At 39.4% G+C, this 21,516-nt stretch carries 17 protein-coding genes; 10 read left to right on the plus strand and 7 right to left on the minus strand.

Features of this window, described 5'->3' with window-relative positions:
- The first annotated feature begins 4 nt into the window (after positions 1 to 4).
- The 4 genes from LBH49_04015 to LBH49_04030 all read left to right on the plus strand — a co-directional run bounded on the left by LBH49_04015 (position 5) and on the right by LBH49_04030 (position 4,280).
- A complete protein-coding gene (locus LBH49_04015) occupies positions 5 to 424 on the plus strand; it encodes a hypothetical protein (protein MDR0351773.1) in 420 nt (139 codons plus the stop codon).
- Positions 408 to 1,817, plus strand: a complete 1,410-nt coding sequence (locus tag LBH49_04020; GenBank protein MDR0351774.1) for a hypothetical protein — start codon at positions 408 to 410, stop codon at positions 1,815 to 1,817. Before LBH49_04015 ends, LBH49_04020 begins: the two co-directional genes overlap by 17 nt.
- Positions 1,818 to 1,940: 123 nt before the next feature.
- Entirely contained in the window at positions 1,941 to 3,692 is a 1,752-nt protein-coding gene (locus LBH49_04025) for a hypothetical protein (GenBank protein MDR0351775.1), read from the plus strand.
- Positions 3,693 to 3,695: 3 nt separating this feature from the next.
- A complete protein-coding gene (locus tag LBH49_04030; protein ID MDR0351776.1) occupies positions 3,696 to 4,280 on the plus strand; it encodes a hypothetical protein in 585 nt (194 codons plus the stop codon).
- Between the two features lie 2 nt (positions 4,281 to 4,282).
- On the opposite strand, the gene LBH49_04035 is transcribed toward LBH49_04030, so the two are convergent.
- Entirely contained in the window at positions 4,283 to 7,084 is a 2,802-nt protein-coding gene (locus LBH49_04035) for an insulinase family protein (GenBank protein ID MDR0351777.1), read from the minus strand.
- Between the two features lie 203 nt (positions 7,085 to 7,287).
- On the opposite strand from LBH49_04035, the gene LBH49_04040 reads away from it, so the two are divergent.
- Together LBH49_04040 and LBH49_04045 are read left to right on the plus strand one after the other, a co-directional pair.
- Entirely contained in the window at positions 7,288 to 7,572 is a 285-nt protein-coding gene (locus LBH49_04040; GenBank protein MDR0351778.1) for a septum formation initiator family protein, read from the plus strand.
- Between the two features lie 18 nt (positions 7,573 to 7,590).
- Positions 7,591 to 9,021 carry a UTP--glucose-1-phosphate uridylyltransferase gene (locus tag LBH49_04045; protein MDR0351779.1) on the plus strand — a complete coding sequence of 477 codons (1,431 nt, stop codon included), beginning with the start codon at positions 7,591 to 7,593 and terminating at the stop codon, positions 9,019 to 9,021.
- On the opposite strand, the gene plsY is transcribed toward LBH49_04045, so the two are convergent.
- Together plsY and LBH49_04055 are read right to left on the minus strand one after the other, a co-directional pair.
- A complete protein-coding gene (gene plsY / locus LBH49_04050) occupies positions 9,009 to 9,653 on the minus strand; it encodes a glycerol-3-phosphate 1-O-acyltransferase PlsY (GenBank protein MDR0351780.1) in 645 nt (214 codons plus the stop codon). The two genes, LBH49_04045 and plsY, sit on opposite strands and share 13 nt — an antisense overlap.
- Before the next feature lie 52 nt (positions 9,654 to 9,705).
- Positions 9,706 to 11,013, minus strand: coding sequence for a MiaB/RimO family radical SAM methylthiotransferase (locus tag LBH49_04055; GenBank protein ID MDR0351781.1), 1,308 nt, complete (start codon positions 11,011 to 11,013; stop codon positions 9,706 to 9,708).
- Between the two features lie 107 nt (positions 11,014 to 11,120).
- Here LBH49_04055 and LBH49_04060 point away from each other — a divergent pair, with 107 nt between their 5' ends.
- Positions 11,121 to 13,280 (plus strand): ATP-dependent RecD-like DNA helicase, encoded by a 2,160-nt coding sequence (locus tag LBH49_04060; protein MDR0351782.1) that lies wholly within the window; start codon positions 11,121 to 11,123, stop codon positions 13,278 to 13,280.
- Here the strand turns inward: LBH49_04060 and LBH49_04065 are convergent.
- Genes LBH49_04065 through murD form a run of 3 tightly spaced genes read right to left on the minus strand, consistent with a single transcriptional unit; the run spans position 13,252 to position 16,750 of the window.
- Positions 13,252 to 14,385 (minus strand): putative lipid II flippase FtsW, encoded by a 1,134-nt coding sequence (locus LBH49_04065; GenBank protein ID MDR0351783.1) that lies wholly within the window; start codon positions 14,383 to 14,385, stop codon positions 13,252 to 13,254. The two genes, LBH49_04060 and LBH49_04065, sit on opposite strands and share 29 nt — an antisense overlap.
- Positions 14,378 to 15,415, minus strand: a complete 1,038-nt coding sequence (locus LBH49_04070; GenBank protein MDR0351784.1) for a LysM peptidoglycan-binding domain-containing protein — start codon at positions 15,413 to 15,415, stop codon at positions 14,378 to 14,380. The genes LBH49_04065 and LBH49_04070 overlap by 8 nt, the downstream gene beginning before the upstream one ends.
- A gap of 48 nt (positions 15,416 to 15,463) precedes the next feature.
- Positions 15,464 to 16,750: a UDP-N-acetylmuramoyl-L-alanine--D-glutamate ligase gene (murD, locus tag LBH49_04075; protein MDR0351785.1), complete on the minus strand. Its 1,287-nt coding sequence runs from the start codon at positions 16,748 to 16,750 to the stop codon at positions 15,464 to 15,466.
- A 7-nt stretch (positions 16,751 to 16,757) separates the two neighbouring features.
- On the opposite strand from murD, the gene LBH49_04080 reads away from it, so the two are divergent.
- Together LBH49_04080 and LBH49_04085 are read left to right on the plus strand one after the other, a co-directional pair.
- On the plus strand, positions 16,758 to 17,654 hold the full coding sequence (locus tag LBH49_04080) for a hypothetical protein (protein MDR0351786.1): 897 nt from the start codon (positions 16,758 to 16,760) through the stop codon (positions 17,652 to 17,654).
- Between the two features lie 127 nt (positions 17,655 to 17,781).
- Positions 17,782 to 19,989 (plus strand): hypothetical protein, encoded by a 2,208-nt coding sequence (locus LBH49_04085; GenBank protein MDR0351787.1) that lies wholly within the window; start codon positions 17,782 to 17,784, stop codon positions 19,987 to 19,989.
- Here LBH49_04085 and ndk read toward each other — a convergent pair.
- A complete protein-coding gene (gene ndk, locus LBH49_04090) occupies positions 19,984 to 20,547 on the minus strand; it encodes a nucleoside-diphosphate kinase (protein ID MDR0351788.1) in 564 nt (187 codons plus the stop codon). The two genes, LBH49_04085 and ndk, sit on opposite strands and share 6 nt — an antisense overlap.
- A 267-nt stretch (positions 20,548 to 20,814) precedes the next feature.
- On the opposite strand from ndk, the gene LBH49_04095 reads away from it, so the two are divergent.
- The coding region (locus LBH49_04095; GenBank protein MDR0351789.1) for a hypothetical protein at positions 20,815 to 21,516 on the plus strand (702 nt) is incomplete at its 3' end.

Genomic DNA, 21,516 nt, shown 5'->3' on the forward strand with positions numbered 1-21,516 from the left:
AATCATGAAAATATCATTTGGTACAGTGGTATTAGCCGCCGGAAATGAGGCAAAGGAAAATCCCTTCGATCTAAAAATTTCTGGCCAAAGAAATGTGCAAATTGCCGAAACGGTCCGAGGTACCGAAGTCAAAGCCATAGATAGAGGCAATCTCCAAATTATCATAGAGTTCAAAGTCACAAAGAAATATGATTCGGAGGAAAGTGCCCAAATCCATTCTTTGAAACATTCATCGGAGCTCACCGGACTGCAATCCTATCTCACTTTGACCGGTGAGCCAAGTAACAACACTTATTATATGCATAATGCCGTGCTAGTTACGGTTCAATCTTCCTCCAATGGAAATACACTATTGCATCATTATAAAATCACCGGTGGAAGAATAACAAACAACCTGGAATTTTTATATGACCACAATAACTAAGTTTATACTACGCATAGGGATAGATACCGAAGCTTTTTGCCTCCCCATTGACGTAAATCGCAAGGAGGCGGCCCAGTTTTGGAAATCCAATGACATAGAATTTCAATTGGGCCTATTTTCCCATGGAGACCTAATTGATGTTTCGAATATAGATAAGATCTGTTTGGCTGTTAAGGCTTTAAGTAGCAATGGAACGGTGATGGATGGAGATAATCAGGCACTGATGTATGGCGAAACTTCTTCGCTGGACAATAGTGTCACACCGGAATCCTGGACCAACGGAACTGCTCAACACGCCATCATTGGTTTTTCTGAAAAGGAAACATCCTTGGCCGCTGACGATTATTGGCTAAGTCTATGGATAGTCACGAAAAATGATGCGAAAATTGTAACTGTTTGCGCTGGAAAGATTAGGATAATTGATGGCGGAAACAGCGACGCAATTATCCCGCCACCGCCACCGGAAACATATTACACCGCCGCAGAATGCGATATGCTTTTCGCAAACAAATCAAAAAATCTTTTGGATTTGGATGATGAAACCGTGGCCAGAACAAACCTTGGCCTAGGATCAATGGCTGTGCAAGGCAGCGATGATGTCGACATCACCGGAGGCAACATTTCTGGCATTTCTCCACTGGGGATAGATGCCGGAGGCACAGGTTCCAACAATAAAACATCAGCTTTCAACAATCTATCTCCCATAGCCAAACTAGGAGACATGATAGTCGGTTATGAGGAAAATTCATCAACCACCTTGGCTTTGGGCAATGAAAACCAAGTACTTACGGTAGATCCCACCTCCGAAACTGGACTTTCTTGGAAAAATTATCCCTGGAAATTGCTGAAAAAAATTAACCTAAGTTCTTCCACACCGGCAGTTATTTTCACAGAAGTGTTAGACAGCTCGCAATTCATGCACTACAAAATTGTTCTGAATTGTTGTACTAAAAGCCCAGTTTATTCACTTCTATCCATAGTCTTCGGCAGCACTGTCAATGATGAAACTTCTTGGATAACGACAGATTCGGAATACTTTTCCTCGTTGTTTGATCTTAGAGGTAACGAGACGAGATATGAAAAATACAACGGCACCGTCGGCTATGTACCTCTAGGGAATAGCAGTACAAATTTCCGCTCCTATGATGGATTTTTCAATGGAAATATCTCTCTATGGAAGGCCGGAGACACCAGTGCTTATCTACAGCTGCTGGCCGAAATGAACTACCTATGGCACGTACAATCTTCGGGTACCTACTCCAATGAAGCCGGTGCAGGAAGGTACAGTTCAACTTTCCTAAATTCGGACCTAGCCAATGTAAATTCGCTGAAAATAGAGGCCATTTCTGGCAATATTACCGGTGGCAATTTTTCAATCTACGGAATAAATTAATATGGATGATAATGCAATTATTACTCAGATAAATAAACTTCGCAATGACCTGGATAGGCTTAGCTATACTATTCAACAACAAATAGATACGCTTCGTTCACAGATTGGTAACCTGAGGAGCTGATGATGAATTGGTCTTTGCTTTATAAAGGAGAACAGAAATCATTAGCCGATTGGGGAATCAGCGACATGAAGCGGCATCTCTGCAATCAAGCCCCTGATACGGTTACATTTGTGATCAAATCCAAAGGAATTCTAGATAAATTGGTCTTTGATGCGAATGAATACATAAAAATCTACCGCGACTCTGATGTTTGGTTCCAGGGCGTGGTCACCATGACACCGATCTACGGTTCCATGGAATCAGAATTTCATAAATATACTTTGTCTGGCACCTGGTGGTTTTTGGAAAATATCATCTATCAGCAGGTTTGGAAAGAGCCTATGGATCCGGATAATCCTTCAAGCCAGTTGAAAAATATCACCAAAAGCCGTCTGATTTTGGGCCAAAATGCCGACGGCGAAGCCATAACCATAGGAGATCAAATTAGCGAAATTGTGGCCTATGCCATAGATGCCTGCTCCGTACCAATACTCCTTGATGCGTCACTGGATTTACCGATAAATATCCCCTTTGATGAATGTAAAGATCTTTCCTGTGCAGAAGCCATAAAAAAATTACTTCGTTGGATTCCAGACGCCATAGGCTATTTCGATTACTCCACCGATGAACCAACTTTGTATATTAAAACCAGAAACCAGCTGGAAGCTGTTACATTTAATATATTGTCTCCGACTGACATATCAGAATTTTCCATCCAGCCACGACATGATCTTCAAATCTCGGCGGTGGTACTCAAGTTCGAAAAAACCCATTCCACCGATGGTAAAAGTTGGAAGACAATACAGATTCAAAAATGTCCAGTTTCTGCCACCGGCACAGAACTAAAATCTCTGGTGATGACCATAGAACTCGAAGGAGTCCAATCAACCTATGTCAAACAGTATATAAAAACAGAACAAATTCAAATCGATAGCATAGCCTGGTGGAAAGCCCATCTTCCTGGCCTGGAACAGATTCCAATTGATAACATTAATATTTCAGACCAAAGCCGATCGAGCCTATTGCCCAATGAAATCATTCAGGGCAATGTGGCGGATTGGATGAATAAAACTGTGGAACAAGATGTGATTACCGCAAAAATATCCTATCAAACCACAGATGAGTCCGTTTGCGATCGGGACGTGGCCGTGAAACTGAATGCGACCAACGCCACCACCTACACCTATAAGCGGCTCACATCTCTGGTTACCGAAGAGGATGTCCCGCTGGATTTGGCTGATCAAGTTTATAATAGCGTAAGTATATTACAATTCGATGGGTTTATAAAATTCATCGAAAAAGAACTTTCGATGACATTTCTCGGAAAGAAACTAAACCTTCAGGGAGGCCAATCGATCTGGGCTACAATGGATGCTGTGATTCAAGAAGTTAGTGAAGATCTCGATGGCGGAGAAACCCGCGTGGTCTTTGGACCAGCCAAACATCTTGGTGCCGATGATCTTTCAGAACTTACAAGAACCAATAGAACAAGATTTTCATCAAAAAACTTCGGCATTCGATCAACGGCCGAGGCCGAAGGCAATGGTTTTGTCGAACAGGGAAAATTTTCTCGGATCGAAAATTCTTCCTATGGCCCAGGAAAATATAAAAAAATCACCTTTCAAGATCCGGAAGATACGAGCAAGTCAATGATACTAGATGTTTCCTCTCTACCCACAAATTTACTGGTGAAATTGAGAGAAGAAAATGTTTCGGATTCGGGCGTTTTTAAGACACGCTACTCCATTGCCAGCGAACCATTTATACCCTAATCCATGTCAAATTTCGATCCATTTCTATGCAGAGTTAATGAAGCAGGTGTGCCCCATGCAATTCCACTGGATAGCAATATATACACGGCGCCTGCTTTATGGTTCAGCCAAAGTGCTATGTGTAATTTTTATTGGCTATTAAATAAAATAACCATCAGCTACAGCTACAGTTTCACCTTGGATTCTAGTCCAAATTCTCCTTACAGCATAGATCGAACATTCTCCATGACCGACGATCCTTCGCTGCCAAAATATAGGATAATCCGAGCTCCGGAATTCGCTGGTTATAACTATGATGCTTCCTGGGATATCAGTTCCAGAGCCAGTGTCGATTTGTCTAAGATATATTTTAACGACATATTGGGTACCTATGGAGCGAAAATAGATTTTAAAGAATGGAGCAATCCCGAGGAAAACCCAGTGCTAGAACTTGCTTTGGCCCAAAGAACTGGTGATACTTGGGCCAGTGTTAGCTATGAATTTATGTTTTTAGACAATGCCATCACTGTCTATTTGAATTACCTACTGTCTGATATTTTATCCGGAACCATAGATAGCTTTGGAATGACAGCGGAATTTTTTACCTAGTGCTATTCGGAGAATTTTTTTTCCTTAGGGCACATTCGTAGGCAAAACATATCTTCGGGCTTCAAATATTTTTTGATAATCGCATTGACAGCATTTATGGTCATGCTCCTAAAAAAATCATGCCGCTGCCGCACCCAATCCAAAACTTCTGGTTTTTCCTGAGAAATAGATAGGGTTCCCAGCCAATAAAATTCATCTTCCAGATCATTTTTCGTTTCCTGCACTATGGGTTCCAGCGCTCTAAAAAATTCATCTTCGGTCACACCATTTTTATATAAATCGGTGATTTCTTTGTCGATAATATGCTTAACCACGTCAAATTTTGCTGGATCGATGGAAATTTCAAGCTTTAGAATGCCAAAGCCATGAAATGTATTGCTGTTGCTATTGGCCACTGATGGCGAATAGGCCTCTCCAAAAACCTTGCGGATCTTAACCCTCATTCTATCGGATATTATAGCTCTTATCACATGAAATATTCGGCATTCGGAAATGGTTTCTTCGGCCAAATGACAGGTGATCCAAAAAACCGATAGTAACTCCTTTTGATCTTCTCCATCGAAATAATGCTGTAAATTACAGGCTTTGCGATTTAGGTCTATTTTGCGTTCGGCGGCATAGGATGGTTTTTCACTGGATCTGGTGGATAAAGTGCCAAAGGTTTTGGCCGTTTGCTTGATGGCATCACCAATGGAAACATTTCCCACAATTGTTATTTCCATGGTACCGTGCCTAAGAGGATCCAGTATTAAATCTTTCGCGTCATCTATGCCAAGTTGATTAATTTTATCAAAACTCGGAAAACATAATCTGGTATCATCATTGGTAACTACACTATGGATAGCATTCATCAATTTAACACTTGGAACTTTTTCGATGATTCTATATAATTTGCATATGTAAGCTTTAAATTCTTGAATAGCTTCGTCTCTGAATCCAGGCTGCTTTATGTAATGACATAGTGTGGCCATCAATAGATTAAAATCATTCTCATTGGCCAAAGACATGCCATTCAATGTAAAACTATCCTCGGCTATCGAAAAATCCACCGATATGGATTTATCCGAAAGAATTTTTTTGATTTCAGTTGAGCTATGGGTAAGAAGCCCTCCATCAATAAATAATGATTCAGCCAAAATATTAACATAGTCTTTAGACTTACTTGCATCCAATAGGCCTCCACCAAACCTAATGCAAACATTTATAGTGTTGCTGTTTTTTTTTATATTTTTTATATTCAGTCTCACATTATTGAAGAATTTTATTTGGTAAAAATCTAAATCTTTAATATATTTTCGACTGATAATCGTCCCTGGCTTACCAAAATTTTTGGTGGATATTTTCGGAATTTTTTTAAATTTACCTTTTTCGACGTGAGAAGCCACTGCCTTTTCGAAGATTTCTTTTATGGCATCCTCCGAATTTGCTTCGGTTTCATTTGAATTGATATAGACAAATCTGTTATCCCTAGCCCATAGAGATTTTACCATATTTTCACATTCGGCTTTGGTGATGTTTTTTAGGATATCACTATATATATCACGCTTATCCTCCATGGATAAAAAATATTTTTTCGTGATATGAGAAAGCCATAGGCCGTTTATTATTTGCAATGATTTCCTTTTGGCATAGGTTATGATTAGATCACTTATCTGTTTTTCGAAGGCATTTTTTTCTCTTTCAAATTCCTCATCGGTAAATCCGAATTCGAGCATTTTTTTTACTTCTTGGACAGCTATGACCAAACATTCTTTCCATTTGTCATTTTCACAAAAAAGCTTCATCGATGACTGTTCATAGCAAAATATGGTATCATGAAAGAAATCGAAAGATCCCGAGGTGAATGTAAAGTTTTTTGCCTTCGCAAGCTCTTCCAGCCGAGCATTCATTATGTCAGTCACAATGCTTCTAAGAATTTCATTTTTTATATATTCTATGCTATCTCCTTCATAGGGTTTGCCCATTAAACAGGAAACGGCAACCAAGGTTGATGGGCTATCCCTTTCCACGTTAAATTGGTAAAATGTACCGTGCTTATCGAAATTTCCAATGGATATATTTTTGGTGGATTCACATTTTTTCAGTCCTGAAAATAGTGATTTTATTTTGGTTTCAACGGCAGCCACATCTCCTACCTTTCCTGCAATGGCCAAGAATATTCTATCCGGAGTATACCAGGTGGTATAAAATTTCCTCAAATCTTCGGGTGTGGTTTTCTCAATTATTTCTTTTTTTCCTATGGGACTTTTTTTTGGCAATATGGTATCTCCATACAAAAACTGTGTACATTTTTCTCTCAAGCGAAATTTATAATCATTCCTATCTCTAAGTTCTGATAATATCACTCCTCGTTCACTTTCTACTTCGGATTGCTCTATGCTAAGACCATCGGAAAAATCCTTCGCCGCCAATAGACACTTATATATATTTTGCAAATCTGCATTTGGGAGTTCCATCTGGAAGACGGTGTGCATATAGGAAGTTGAGGCATTCAATTTAGCACCAAAGTCCATGCCTATCTTTTGCATTTCCTCTATCATATTGCCCTTGGGAAAATTTTCTGAACCGCGGAAGGCCATGTGCTCGAGAAAATGAGCCATACCTAGTTGCTCATCGGTTTCCATCAGAGATCCAACATTTACAATCAGATAGATATAAATTTCTTTATTTAAGATGGAATCATCATCGCTGTATATGGCATATTGGAAGCCATTTTCCAATTTATTATAGATGGCTTTTGGATCGTTTTTTAAGGAAAATTGGTTATTTTTAAAATTCATTATCTCTTCACCACCAAGGCACATACAATATAAAAATTGGCTTGCAAAACTTAAAATTATAAAAATATATAAACAAATCTTTTTTGGTTTCACAACTGGCATATGTTTTTCATTTTAAATTACTCTACTGCAATTAGTCCTAGGGATTATGATTGGAAAGGAAAGATTTTTTTACGCTTATCTTTAAAATGATTGGAAATGGATAAAATAATAAAAATACGCTCATCATGACTTTTAAATTATATAAAATTTCACTATTTTTTTCCTGCCTACTACTGTTAGGTGTACTAGCTGCATCTGGGATTGTTCTAATGAGAACCTGGCGAGAATACAAGACAATTTTTCATTTGGAAATCAGCCAAACCTTGGAATTGGAACAGCTGCGTAATAAAAATGAAAATTACAGGGCTCATATCATTCAAATGCTTAACGATAAAGAATTTGTAGAATATATAGCTCGCCAAACAATAGGATATATAAAAAATGATGAAATATTATTTCGTTTCGATTAATCACCAATTATAGATCATATGAATATTATTGAGCATGAGTTGCTTGAGAAGTTTAAGCACTATGGACAAGCACAGATTTTCAAGTTTATCGATGAATTAGATGAAGTGTCGAAGGATAAACTTTTTCGTCAGGCCAATGCCATAAATTTGCAAAAGGTGGCTGACCGAGTCAGGACATTGCCATCCATTGACAAAAAACATTTTAGCATGTATTTAAGGGAAATTTCCAATCATATCGATTTTATTGGATTGCCAAATAACGAGATTGATAATAGGCGGTGGAAAGATGCTCATCGTATTGGTGAAAATGCAATACGCGATGGTCGGGTAGCAATTTTGACTGCCGCAGGAGGCCAGGGAACAAGGCTTGGCCACGAAGGCCCCAAGGGCATATTGGCTGTGACTCCGGTTAAAAAAAAGACGCTGTTTCAGGTCTTTGCGGAAAAAATACGCTTTGCCGAAATTAAATATGGCCAAAAATTCCACTGGTTTGTGATGACCAGCACGAGGAACCACGATGAAATATTGAAATTTTTTGACCAAAATGAATCATTTGGGCTGGAACATGTGCATTTTTTTATCCAAGGCATTGAACCAGCCATAGATTTTTCTGGCAAAATAATGCTGGAAGATAAACACAGCATAGCCATGCATCCAGATGGCCATGGAGGTGTATTTAATGCATTTGTATCCAGTGGGTTATTTGAAATTCTAGAAAAAAATGACATTGATATCATAAGTTATTTTCAGGTGGATAATCCGCTGGTCAGGTGCATAGATCCATATTTCATAGGCTTTCACATAAACCAACAATCTGAAATGTCCTGTCGTATGATCCATAAGGCCTATCCCGAAGAAAAGGTTGGGGTCTTTTGTACCATGTATGGCAAAACTGCAGTCATCGAATACAGCGACCTGAGCATGAATTTTATCCATGAAATGGATACGTTAGGGCGTTTAAAATTCAGATATGCCAATGCGGCCATACATATTTTTGCCAGAGATTTTGTCAGATCTTTGGGAGAAGATAATGCGCTAAGACAGCTGGATGTCCATGCGGCCAAGAAAAAAATTCCCACCATCGATGTCAATGGCAAACCCATTGATCCAGAATCCGCCAATGGCATTAAATTTGAAACTTTCATTTTTGACGCGTTGCAATTTACTGAAAATAGCCTGGTTTTAGAAGTAAATAGGCGAGAAAACTTTAGTCCAATAAAAAATCTGAAAGGCATAGATTCCCTTCAGACCTGCAGAAATGATCAAATCAGACTATTTACTCGATGGCTGCTATCCGCCGGTGCCGAGATTCCTGTTGACGCAAGCGGCTTACCTCCTTTTGATATAGAAATTTCTCCGCTGTTCGCCGAAAATGAAGGCGATTTTTTGTTGAAATGGAATGAACTTAAATCAAAACCAGCCATTTGTGCCGGCAGCTATGTGTCATGATTTTTTCGACAACTTTTGGAAAATCTATACTCCGTTCCTTTCCATAGGCGTTTTATATTTTCTCTATGCTTCAATGAGATAACCACCATCAGGCCAATGCAAAAGACCATGGTTTCATTGCTGTAACCAAATAGATAGGACGTCAATGGTAGGCTTGCCACAAAAGACAGTGAAGCCAACGACACAAATCTTGTAATTTTAAATATCATCAACCAAATCAGAATGCCAATGGCAAAGCACCAAGGCATTAATGTAAGTACCCCACCCATGGCCGTCGCAACGCCTTTGCCGCCTCGAAATTTTAAAAAAATGGAAAAATTATGGCCCAGGATCAATCCAGTGAGCAGTATCAGATTCATGTTTATAGTGAAATCTCTGTATTGGGACAAAAATATATGCTGGACCAGAGCAGTGGGAATAAAACCCTTTAAAAAATCTAGAATAAATACCATAGTTCCTGCCCATTTGCCAATGGACCTATTTACATTGGTAGCTCCAGGATTGCCACTATTAACCTTAAATATATTGATGCCATATATCTTCGCCATGACAACTCCAAAGGATATCGATCCGATGAAGTAGCCACAGAGTAGGGTAGTGAGAGCGAGATAATTTTGGACTAACATTTCCATTAAATTGGCCATTCGCCTGACTAGTTTAAAATTATTGCAATAGAATTGTCCATTAAAAAATCAATTCTCCTTCCACATGGGTCTGTTCATTTTTTACAATTTTTACACTTTTAATTTGATTGGTCACATTTTCTGAACATTTGGCCATCACTTTTATGTAATTTTCCGTATAGCCAGGAAATTTTTCTCCCTGCCTGTCTTCAAATAAAACATCTACCACTTTACCCAGGTTATCATTGTAAAATTTATTTCTTTTTTCCAAACTCACTTGTCTTAAAAATTTGCTTCGACGTAGCTTTTCCTGTTCTGCCACAAATGATTGGCTTGTGGCTGCGGCGGTACCAGGCCTTGGCGAGAAAGTAAATACATGGGCATATTGGATTGGCGAAGTTTTTAAAAATTCCACCGATTCAAGGAAATCTTTTTCAGATTCGCCGGGAAACCCAACCATGATATCGGTGCCAAGACCAAGATCCGGAATGAGCTTGGATATTTTTTGGGCATAGGATAAAAATTCTTCAAAGGAATAGCGCCGTTTCATTGCGGCCAGTATGGAATTCGATGCAGATTGGATTGGGATGTGCAAATAGGCAGCCAATTTATGGTTCCTATCGGCCATTCTTTCGAGAATTTTATCATCAATGGTCCTAAATTCTATGCTGCTAATTCGAATTCTTATGACACCATCCAGAGCATTCAGTCCATCTATTACATCCAAAAGTTTTCTACCATGATTCTCATAAATACCTATATTTACGCCGGTTATAATTATTTCCTTCGGGCCAACAGCTCCATGAACTCTGGCATCTTCCAGGATATTTTCAAAATCACGGCTTTGGGGACTACCCCGTGTAAATGGAATGATGCAGTAGGAGCAAAAGAAATTACATCCGTTTTGTATTTTAAGATTATATCTCTTATCATAGCTGGCCTTAGGAATTTTTTGCAAAAAATATTTAACCTTCTCTGGATTAGGACTATCTATAAATACCGGTCGTTCGCTCTTAGGCTTGGAAATTATCTCCGCCGCATGGCTGGCAATGGAATTTTTATTAGCATTGCTGATAATTAGATCGATGCCATTCATTTTGATCAAAATCTCCTTACCAATGGTTGAATAGCATCCGGTTAGAATTACCCGTGCCTTGGGAAATTTCGAAATCAATGACCTAAGAGTTTGGGTACATTTCGAAATAGCCTGGTTTGTTACGGCACAGCTGTTGATGATTACCAGATCGATATCCGGAGCCAAGTGCTTGGAAATTTTTATTCCAAGTTCTTCCAATTGCTCGCCAAGGGTTACAATTTCCGATTGATTTAATCGGCATCCGAATGATAATAAACAAGCTTTTTTTGGCATCTATCCTGGTGTATATTAACAGGTGCTCTCGTTTTCAATATAAATATATGGTCTGGTTGCATTTTATGACTTGAGTATTTGATCGACGTTGATAATAAACTATTGATTTGGAACCTTGTGAAAATATAAATGCGGTACTTGAGCGTTTCCTTTTTAGGAACGAAGAGTCATTTTTTTCCATTGTAGAACTGACCCATTTGGCCTATAAGAAATCATTTACGGCCCGGGGAAATTTGCCCGGTGTCAATTGTGGAGAAACCTTAGTGCTTACAGGTTATTGGGATGAGCATTCCAAATATGGACGGCAATTTCTGATCCAATCTTTCCGATCGTCGCTTCCGGCGGATGTCCAAGGCATTCGCAAATATCTGGGCAGTGGCTTGATAGATGGCATAGGGAAAGTATATGCTGATAAGATCGTCAACAAGTTCGGTGCCAAGACCTTCGAAATCATATCTTCGGAATCTGCCAGATTGAGAGAGGTGCCTGGAATTGGTCCGATGCGGGCTAAAAACATAAAAAATTCCTGGGATGAGCAGGTATCCATCCGCGATATATTGATTTTTTTACAAACCTATGGCGTCTCAAATTCACTATGTCTTAGGCTTTACAAAATCTATGGAGATCGAGCCAAGCATATTTTGGAAACAGATCCCTATAGAGTGGCCAATGAAGTACCAGGAATTGGGTTTAAAACCGCCGATAAAATCGCGATGAACTTGGGCATGCCAAGTAATCATCATTCTAGGATAGAAGCTGGTATTTGTTTCTGCTTCAATAACTTCGAGACGGTAGGGCACACCTGTGTTAGTCGGGAAATGTTGCTTAAAAGCGCCAGAATTTTACTAGAAGTTCCAGAACCAAAGGTGGATGATCAACTGAAATTTCTCATACAAATTGGCAGTATTTCTGTAACAAAAGATGATTTGCTTCAATTGCCGGCCATGAAAATTGCCGAAGAAACCATCGCCAATGGTTTGGGCAAAATTTTCAAATCCAAAGCCAAATCTCTACCAAATATAGATGTGGAAAAGGCAATTCTATGGGCCCAAAATCGAGAAGGGTTTGTATTTGCCAAAAAGCAGGTCGATGCACTAAAAATGGCATTGACAAGTAAATTATCTATCATCACTGGTGGGCCAGGCACTGGGAAAACCACGATACTGCGGGCTCTGGTGGAAATTTTAGGAACAAAAAATGCTAAGGTTTTGCTAGCTTCACCCACCGGACGAGCCGCCCAACGCCTAGGAGAAATGACCGGAATGCCTGCCAAAACCATCCATCGATTGCTGCAATTCGTGCCCGATGGCCATCGATTTTTACACGACGAAAATACTCCGTTGGCTGCTGATTTCGTAGTGATCGACGAAGCAAGCATGTTGGATACAAAATTAGCCGCTGCTCTGTTTCGAGCCCTGGACTCACAAACCAGCCTATTGTTGGTTGGCGATGTGGACCAATTGCCATCGGTGGGTGCCGGCAATGTTTTATGGGATTGCATAGATTCTAACATATTTTCAGTCACAAGGTTAAAAAACGTGTTTCGTCAAGATAATCGCAGCGATATCGTTTCCATTGCCCATGACATAATTTCCGGTAACCAGGCTTTGCCCAGGCTGATCTGTGACCCGAATTTGGTGGATAAAGATAAGGACTTTAATTTCATTGTGGCCGACGGTCCGGATGATTGCCTAAATAAAGTCGAAATGTTATGTAAAGACTTGCTGCCCAAATGGTATGGCATCGACCCCATTGACGACATACAGGTACTGGTGCCATTGCACCGAGGTACCGTTGGCGTGACTAATTTTAACGAAGTTTTACAGCGAAGCTTTAGCCATGGAGCTTCGAAAACCCATTGGAATAATTTCAGACTTGGAGATAAGGTCATCCAGCTCAGAAACAACTATGACAAAAATATTTTTAATGGCGATTTGGGCAGAATAATCTCCGTAGATACGGTGGAAGGTATTATGACCGTTGATTTTAATGGAGAAAATGTAGAATTGAAAAGATCCGACCTTGGAGACATTGCGTTGGCCTACGCAATTACCATTCACAAGGCCCAAGGCAGTGAGTTTCCTATGGTAATTTTACCCCTAATGAATCAACATTACATCATGCTACAGAGAAACTTAATCTACACAGCTGTGACCCGTGGTCGAAATAAAGTCTTTATTGTTGGCGACCCCAAAGCCTATTATCTGGCAATAAAAAACAATAAATCCACCGAACGAATCACTGGCCTGAAACATCTTCTAAAGTAGGTTGCCCATGCCTCATGCAATTGAAAATTATGCCCAGCAAAGAATAGAGCAACAGTAGGTTAGATCCACCATAACTTATGAAGGGCAGGGATATGCCTTTTGTTGGCATGCAACCGCTTACAACACACATATTCATGATAGCTTGATAGGCTATCATCAGCGTTGCGCCATAGCCCAAGAGCCGGTGATATATTGAACTTTGTTGCCGCAAAATCAGTAGGCAGATAAATGTAAATACAAAAAATAATAACACTATGAAACCGGTGAAAATGAAACCCATTTCCTCACCAATTACTGCCAGGATAAAATCCGTATGTGCTTCTGGCAGATAGGATATCTTTTGCCGGCCTAGGCCGAGACCTTTGCCAAACATACCTCCCGATGCGAAACTCAGTATGCCCTGCCACAGCTGATAGGAACCATCAGATTTATTACCTTCGATGTCCAAAAACGACGTCACCCGCTTTAATCTGACTGGGTTTAGCCATATTAATAGAGAAAAAACCATTCCGCCAAAAATTGCTGTATATAATAAATAGGAAAACTTTGTGCCGGATAAAAATAACAAGGTAATTCCCACCGCAACGAATAGAAATGCCGTGCCATAGTCAGGTTCGAGTAATATTAGCAGAGCAAAGGCACAGAGCACTAACATGGGATAGAAAAAACCATATAACACATTGTCTATTAGATGTATATGTTTCGATATGTAGTATGATAGCCATACTATTATGGCTATCTTTGCAAACTCTGAAACCTGAAAACCAATGCTGCCAAGTTTAAGCCATCGCCGTGATCCATTTACCACTCGGCCGATGTGGGGAATAAGGACTAATACCAATCCAATGGCCATGGCACATATGATGATATGCCGAAATTTACCCAATAATTCGAGCGGAATAAAGGCAAAGATTATCGATGAAAACATCGAACCACAGAGCCAAATAAATTGTTTAGCAAGTAGTTTGTCGGACATGGGAAATGAAGCACTTGAAAGCGCTAACAATCCCATACCTGTCAGCAAAAAAATTGCCACCACAGGACAAACCCCAAGCCAATTGTTTTTAAAAAAATCCCTATACTGCCTGTAATTATCGCTACTCACTGACCTGTACGATGGGAATATTATCTATTCCTTGGAAAAAATCCGAATCATTCATGAAATCGTAATTAGAAATGTTCAACTTCGTGGATGATCGATCGCCCTGAGAACTTGCAATTTTTTCTATACCAGAAGCTTGAGGCACAGATACAGTCGAAATATGATCCTTGGTCGCTTTGGCAATGGTTAATTTTTTCCCCACCTGCAACTTCGACGGATCGCCTAGGTGGTTTACCTGTTGTAAATCAGCAACACTGATGCCCGAACGCTTGGCTATGGACGCCAAAGTGTCTCCACGCTGGATGGTATAATCACCGGCGTAAATGGTTGATGCTCGACTAGATTTGCCTGAACCAGAAGAACTTACATTGCTATTTGGTTTGCCATTAGGAACAGTAAGTATCTTTCCGGCAACTATTTTATCATTGCTCATATTGTTAGCCAACTTTATGTCATTGATGGTCGTATGGAACTTGCTCGCTATCCTAGATAAAGTATCGCCAGACTGGATCGTATACTTGCTACCGGAAATCGCATTCTTCACTTCAGCTTCCGAAACATTTGGCAGGAAAATTTTTTGGCCAGCGATTATCTTGTCGTTTTTATCCAGCTTGTTAGCAGTGAGTATATCGCTGACCTTTAGACCGAATCGCCGAGAAAGTCTCCAAATTGTATCTCCTTTTTTCACCACATAATTGGTACCAATCTTTGGTTTTTCGTCCTTAATAACAATCACATCTTCTTGGATATCAATAGGTTCCATTTCTATATGATCGATTCCACGGGCAATTATCGATCCCACTGGTCGGCTAGGCGTATACCGCGGGCGATGGGATACAGCAGTCCGCGAAGCATAATCAGGTAGACTTTCATTAACCTGATTTTCACTGACTTTTATAATGGTATCATTGGGATTGGGCCCCTTATTTTCATTGAAAGTAGTACTGCATCCAGCTAGGATAACACTCCCAAAGCACGAACCATAAAACGACAATTTATAAAAAAATTTTTTTAATTCCATATTCAAATTCACATAAATCCAATTCATCCATCAACTATGACAATATAAATGCACAGTATGTTAAATTTTCAAATCTAAAATGCATTTTTCAAAAAATTTTCCTCTTTCTTTATAATCCTTGAATTGGTCAAAACTGGTGAATGCGGGGCTAAATAAAACAATATCAGAGACTTGCTGGACAGAATCTCTCACGGCCACATCGACGGTGGAAGAATATTTATGGGGGATATTATTTTTACCCAATAGCTCACAAAGCCCTTTGCCAGTTTCACCAATGAGCAGAGCATAGGAAATTTTATTGTAAATTATTTGTAATATATTTTCCAGCGCATCACCTTTGGATTCGCCGCCACCTATCCATATTACCTTCTGTTGGAAGTTACTAAGAGCAGCATTTAGGGCAGAAAAGGTGGTGGATTTTGAATCATTCCAAAAAAATTTACCACATTTTTTACATACAAATTCCAGTCTATATTTTGGTGGTTTAAAATTTTCCACTACAGGTTTTTTGATAGGTATTTCATTTTTTTTGCAAAATTCGTAGGCAATGGCGAAATTTTCTCGATTGGGAGCCGTCGCCATGGCAGTTTCGACTACCATGGATTCCTGCTCACCATTATAAATGCACTGAATGGCCGAATTAAATTTTTTTGAAACCAAAGAATCCTTTTCATTGGCAAAATTCATCACGCACTTGCCGCAAAAAAATTGATCCGATAGCAACATTCTCACCAGGTTAGATTTACAATTAAAATATTCATCCATACTGGTATGTTTGTTCAGATGATTGGGATAAAAATTCGTCCATATTAAAATATCCGGCGAAAAAAACGAAAGCATGGCGGCCTGGAAGGAGCTCACTTCACAGATCACATGGTCACAGCTTACCATATCTTCTGATAGAACAACATCAGACATTGGCCGACCAATATTTCCGCAAGCCAAAGCCCGATAACCAGCATTTTTTAGCAAAAAGGTTAAAAATTCCGTCGTGGTTGTCTTCCCATTGGTCCCGGTAACTGCAACGATTTTTTTCTTTTTCCTATCGAATTTTCCTTTCATGAATATGTAAGCTAGATCAATTTCCGGAATACATCTCAGAGAATGTTTCTTGGCTAAATTCACCCATCTATGGTCGGGCAAAAAACTTGGACTGCAAATGATAAGCGAATGCCTCTTTAGATCGGCTTCGCTAAAATAACCATAGGATTCATTGTATTCATCATAGACAATGCACTTCAAATTCATGAATTTTAATAGATTGCACGCAGCAATACCACTCGCGCCAGCGCCAAATATACCAATGCTTTTAGAGTTTGATATTTCCTTGAGTTCATCTATTAACATGGTAACGATGGAAATCAGACAAAGGTTAATAAAAATATTTTCGCCAGCCAAAATCAATCTTTTTCTAGCCATCACCGGAAGAAGAAAGGATGGATTTCACAATCTACACAGCCTATTTTCCCACATAGATCTATATGATAGAATTTTGATAGATATGGATTTAGATGGCCCAAGTAGCTGTAAAATTGTATCCACTGGCATTTTTTATAAAATAGCGCTGGATAAAACCAACACCATGGCCCGCGCAGTGGACATAATACGCAAATTAACAGGATTTGATGGAAGCATTAATATCAACATTCATAAAGAGATACCGCCATATTCTGGCCTGGGTGGAGGAAGTAGCAACGGAACCCATGTGTTTCTTTCACTGTTAAGGACACTTGGCCATTCCATGGCCAAAACAGAGATTTTAAAGCATCTGGCAAAAATAGGATCAGATTGCCCATTTTTTTCAAAAAACACTCCTCAATTGGTCTCTGGCCGAGGAGAAATTTTAACGGATCTGGGCAAAAGCTATGTGGCCAAAATCCGTAACCTGAAATTCGCAGTTTTTAAGCCAAAATTTGACATAAATACAGCCTGGGCCTACGCCCAAATGGCAAACGGCTATACAGATGAAGCCAAAGCCAACGAGTTACTAGCGAAGTTTTTACATAACCTTGAGATGGGCAAGCACAGTCCCATCTATAACGATTTTAATTCCCTGGTATTTGAACGTCATTTGGAATTAAAAAATTTGAAAAAAACATTGGCAGATAGAGGTTTTTATATGTCATTAACAGGCTCTGGTAGTGCATGTTTGGTACATTTAAACAGCCACGCAGATTGGCACAGCATTTCTGCTCTGATAAAGGCCAAGCTTGGACAGGATATTTTTATAAGATCCGTAACATGCATGTAATGTAACTCCGTCTAAGGCAATATTATCTATGTGTATCATTTGTTATAAGTCCTTGACTACATCATAAAAAAATATAGAATTTAGCACCGTGTGCTCGGGATGTAGTTGGTATCGAAGATTAATTGTATTGCTATCGAGTTGCCTTTGTCCAGCCGCCGTCATTATACCAAATGATAGCTACGGAAAATCAGCAAAGAAGGTGGATAAAACAGAAATGATGAAAGGAAAGAAAACAATGAAAAGAAATGCCAATAAAGTAACAGCTATCACAGATCAACAAAAGAAACAACAACTGCCAAATGCCTTGGACAGGTCGAATCGGGAGTTTATTTTGATAAAAGCCAGATCTCTTTGCTTTAATTCCGAATACGAAGAAGCCAATAGATTGGTCAATTTTATCCTGGAATATGAACCAGACAATGGAGATGCTTTGTTTCTTAAAGACCTCATCAATAAAAGGATTCAAGCATTTAATAAAGTGAAACAAAAATATTTTGTCGAAGCTAAAACCCACATGATAAATGAGGTCAGCAAAGCCTGGGAATTACCAAAAACTACGGACAAAGATTGGCCAACATCCGATCCAGAAATCGATAATCAAGACGATGTGATTAAAAAATTATCCGATATTATAATACCAAAGATTTCTTTGAATAAAATACCCTTATCTCAGGCCGTTGAAACAATAGGCGAAATGTCTGAACTATACGACAAAGATAAAAATTCAGCTCATCGAGGGGTTAATATAGTACTAATAAAACCCGACGATGTGGATCCATGTATCACTTTAAATTTAAAAACCCTAGCCCTCGATAAAATCCTTAATTTTGTGGCTAAAAGCAGTGGATTTCAAATGGAACTAGAGGATGACGCCATAGTGCTAAGCCCAGTGGGAACTCCAAAGGCAAACAATCTGGAAACCAAATTTTTCACTCTATCCAGATCATCCGTTGTAAGAATGACCGGCCTCCAAGATGATCAAGTAAATCTCACCGAAAAACCAAAAATCAAGACGCTTAGATACGAAAATGATAAAAATAATAAAAATGGTAAAAACAAAACCATGGGCAAAGAAAAATCTATCTCCGAGACTAAGACCACCATGATCGCCGAGGAAGAAAGATTGATAAAACAATTTCTCCAGCATGCTGGTGTTAATTTTGCTGGTATCGAAGGCAGTGATATGGCCTACGATGGCACTCAACTAATTGTAACCCAAACCCCAAGAAATATAAAAAGAGTCACAGAAATATTAAGAAAATATAATTCCATCAGGCAGGTAGAAATCGAAACAAAATTCCTTGAAGTACAGCAAAATGTTCTCGATGAGTTACATTTCAAATGGGACGTAGCCTTTGGCAATCCATCAAAAAATCAATATTTTAGAACCTTCGGAAAAGAAAGCAAAGAAAGGGATGCACTGAGGTCACTGAGCGGAGCCTTCGGTTTGCAGGACTCCACCAGCGGCGAAGGATCCATTGTCCAAAAAATAACCGACTCCGCCACCGGAACAATACATTCCGAAAAAATTGACATATCCAATGTGATGCCGTCGCCACCCAGTGGCATAAACATAGGAGCGAATATCGGAGCCATGGGCGCCATCACCGGTGTATATAACCACGTGAAGGTCAACCTTTTAATAAAAGCCCTCGAACAACAATCCGGATCGGATCTCATGAGTGCTCCAAAATTGACCGTATTATCAGGTAAAACAGCTAAAATCACCGTTGCCCAGGAATTTATTTACCCAAGGACCTATGGTGCAATAACTTCCGATGTGGGATCCACCACTAGCAGCACCGGTACTGGTGCCGCCGGAGTCACCATAACTGCCGGAACTCCCAGCGATTTCACCACCAGAAACCTGGGCGTTGAAATGAGTGTAACACCGATGGTAGAAGAAAATAATTGCATAAGTCTGCGACTAGAACCCAGGGTCACCGAATTTGAAAAATTCATAGAGTATGGCGGCCGGAGCATAGCCATTTCAGGCGATACCACGGTTAATATTCCTTCGGGATTTCTTCAGCCAATCTTTTCAACCAGAGAAATAAAAACCGAAGTGACCATATTCGACGGCGCCACGGTGGTAATGGGGGGATTGACCAGAGAAGAGGTCAAGGAAGTCCATGATAAGGTTCCGATTCTTGGAGATATACCATTGGTTGGAAAGCTTTTCCGATCCAAAGGTGAAACGTCGCAAAAGAAAAATCTACTTATTTTTGTCACAGCAAATATACTCTCACCAGGCGGTGTTCCATTACGCCATGCCATAACAAAGGACCATAGAATGAAAGTATATCAAAACAAAATGAAAAAATCGGACCTATAGATATAACTCCAATCCATCAAAAAACCTCCGGATTTCCTTCTGAGCACTTTCGGCCGAATCGGATGCATGGGCAATATTTCTCATTTTATCTTGGCCAAAGTCACCGCGAATTGTACCCTTTGGGGCCTGGGCAGAATCCGTTGGACCAAGCAAATCTCTGACCTTTTTTATGCCATCGTTGCCTTGCAACACTAACAAAATTACCGGCCGGGCACTCATAAATTCTACCACCTCTGGGAAAAATGGCAAATTCACCAGATGGGCATAGTGATCATTCAGAAGCTCCAACTGGAGTTTTATCATTTTACAGGCCACTATTTCCAAACCAGCCTGTTGAATTCGATCAATGACCGCACCGGAAAGCTTCCTTTCCATGCAATCTGGTTTCAAAATTACCAATGTATTCTCAATCATGGGATTAACGGCTACTATATTTGCATCATTTGGCAATGGTATTTCTGCATTTGAAGAAAAATTTTGAGCAAAAATATTACTCTGAATAGCCAAAGCATTGACTCCAAGTGTCATAGCCATCAACATAAACCTTAAAATCATCATCAGCGGTCTAGGTTAACAAAATAAATGTCTTTTCAATATTAAAATTTGCTTGCAATATTCACAAAATTCCATCCCTTGCGCTCCATGTTTTTGGTTGATGAAAGATCTTTCAATTTTTTCCATTACCTCAGTCCGATAAATAAATTTTTATCCCATTGGTGGCGCTAGGCGCTGGATCGATACATTAAAATAATCAAAATCAACATTTTGGCAATTCATGTTACTTAGTAATGTTTTTTTATAACAAATCTAATCAATTAAAAAATTATGCAAAAATTTATAGGTGCAGTAAGTATTGTGTGTGGCACGGCCATAGGCGCAGGACTAATAGCCTTGCCATTGGCCCTGGCAAAGGTGGGAATAGCCATCACGGAAGTTCTCATATTAGTTAATCTTCTTGTTGCCTACAGGACATCCTGCGTTATGATAGATATAAATCATCATCTATCAAAGGGAACGAGCATAGTTGAATGCAGTAAAATTCTGTCCGGAGATTGGATGCGAATGCTGGCAATGGCTAGTTTTTTCGCCCTGTCTTTTTCGCTTTTGGCTGTATATATTGCGTGTACAGCTGATATAATATCAGCAGCATTTGGCCAAAAAAGCTCAACGATGATCGTAATATTATGTGGAACAGTGTTTTGCATTTTATTTTCTTTGAAGGTGAAATTGCTTAGCAATCTGAATTCTATATTCTTTATTTTGCTTATTTTATCGATCTTTACAGTATTGTTCAAAGTATTCATAAAGTCTTTCTCCATGCCTTTTTTTAGCGATATATCGAATGGCAACCATATATTTTCAGCTCTACCAATATTGTTTACATCCTTCGGAGTGCAAAATGTATGTCCCCATGTGTACGATTTTCTCGATAAAAATCATGAAAAAACCAAGAGGGCATTCCTAGTGGGCATAATATTTACTGCGATCATATATATGAGCTGGATCTATGTGGTCCTAACTTCCATT

The organism is Puniceicoccales bacterium (genome assembly GCA_031255005.1).
In the GTDB taxonomy this organism is placed as follows: Bacteria; Verrucomicrobiota; Verrucomicrobiia; order Opitutales; family LL51; genus JAIRTH01.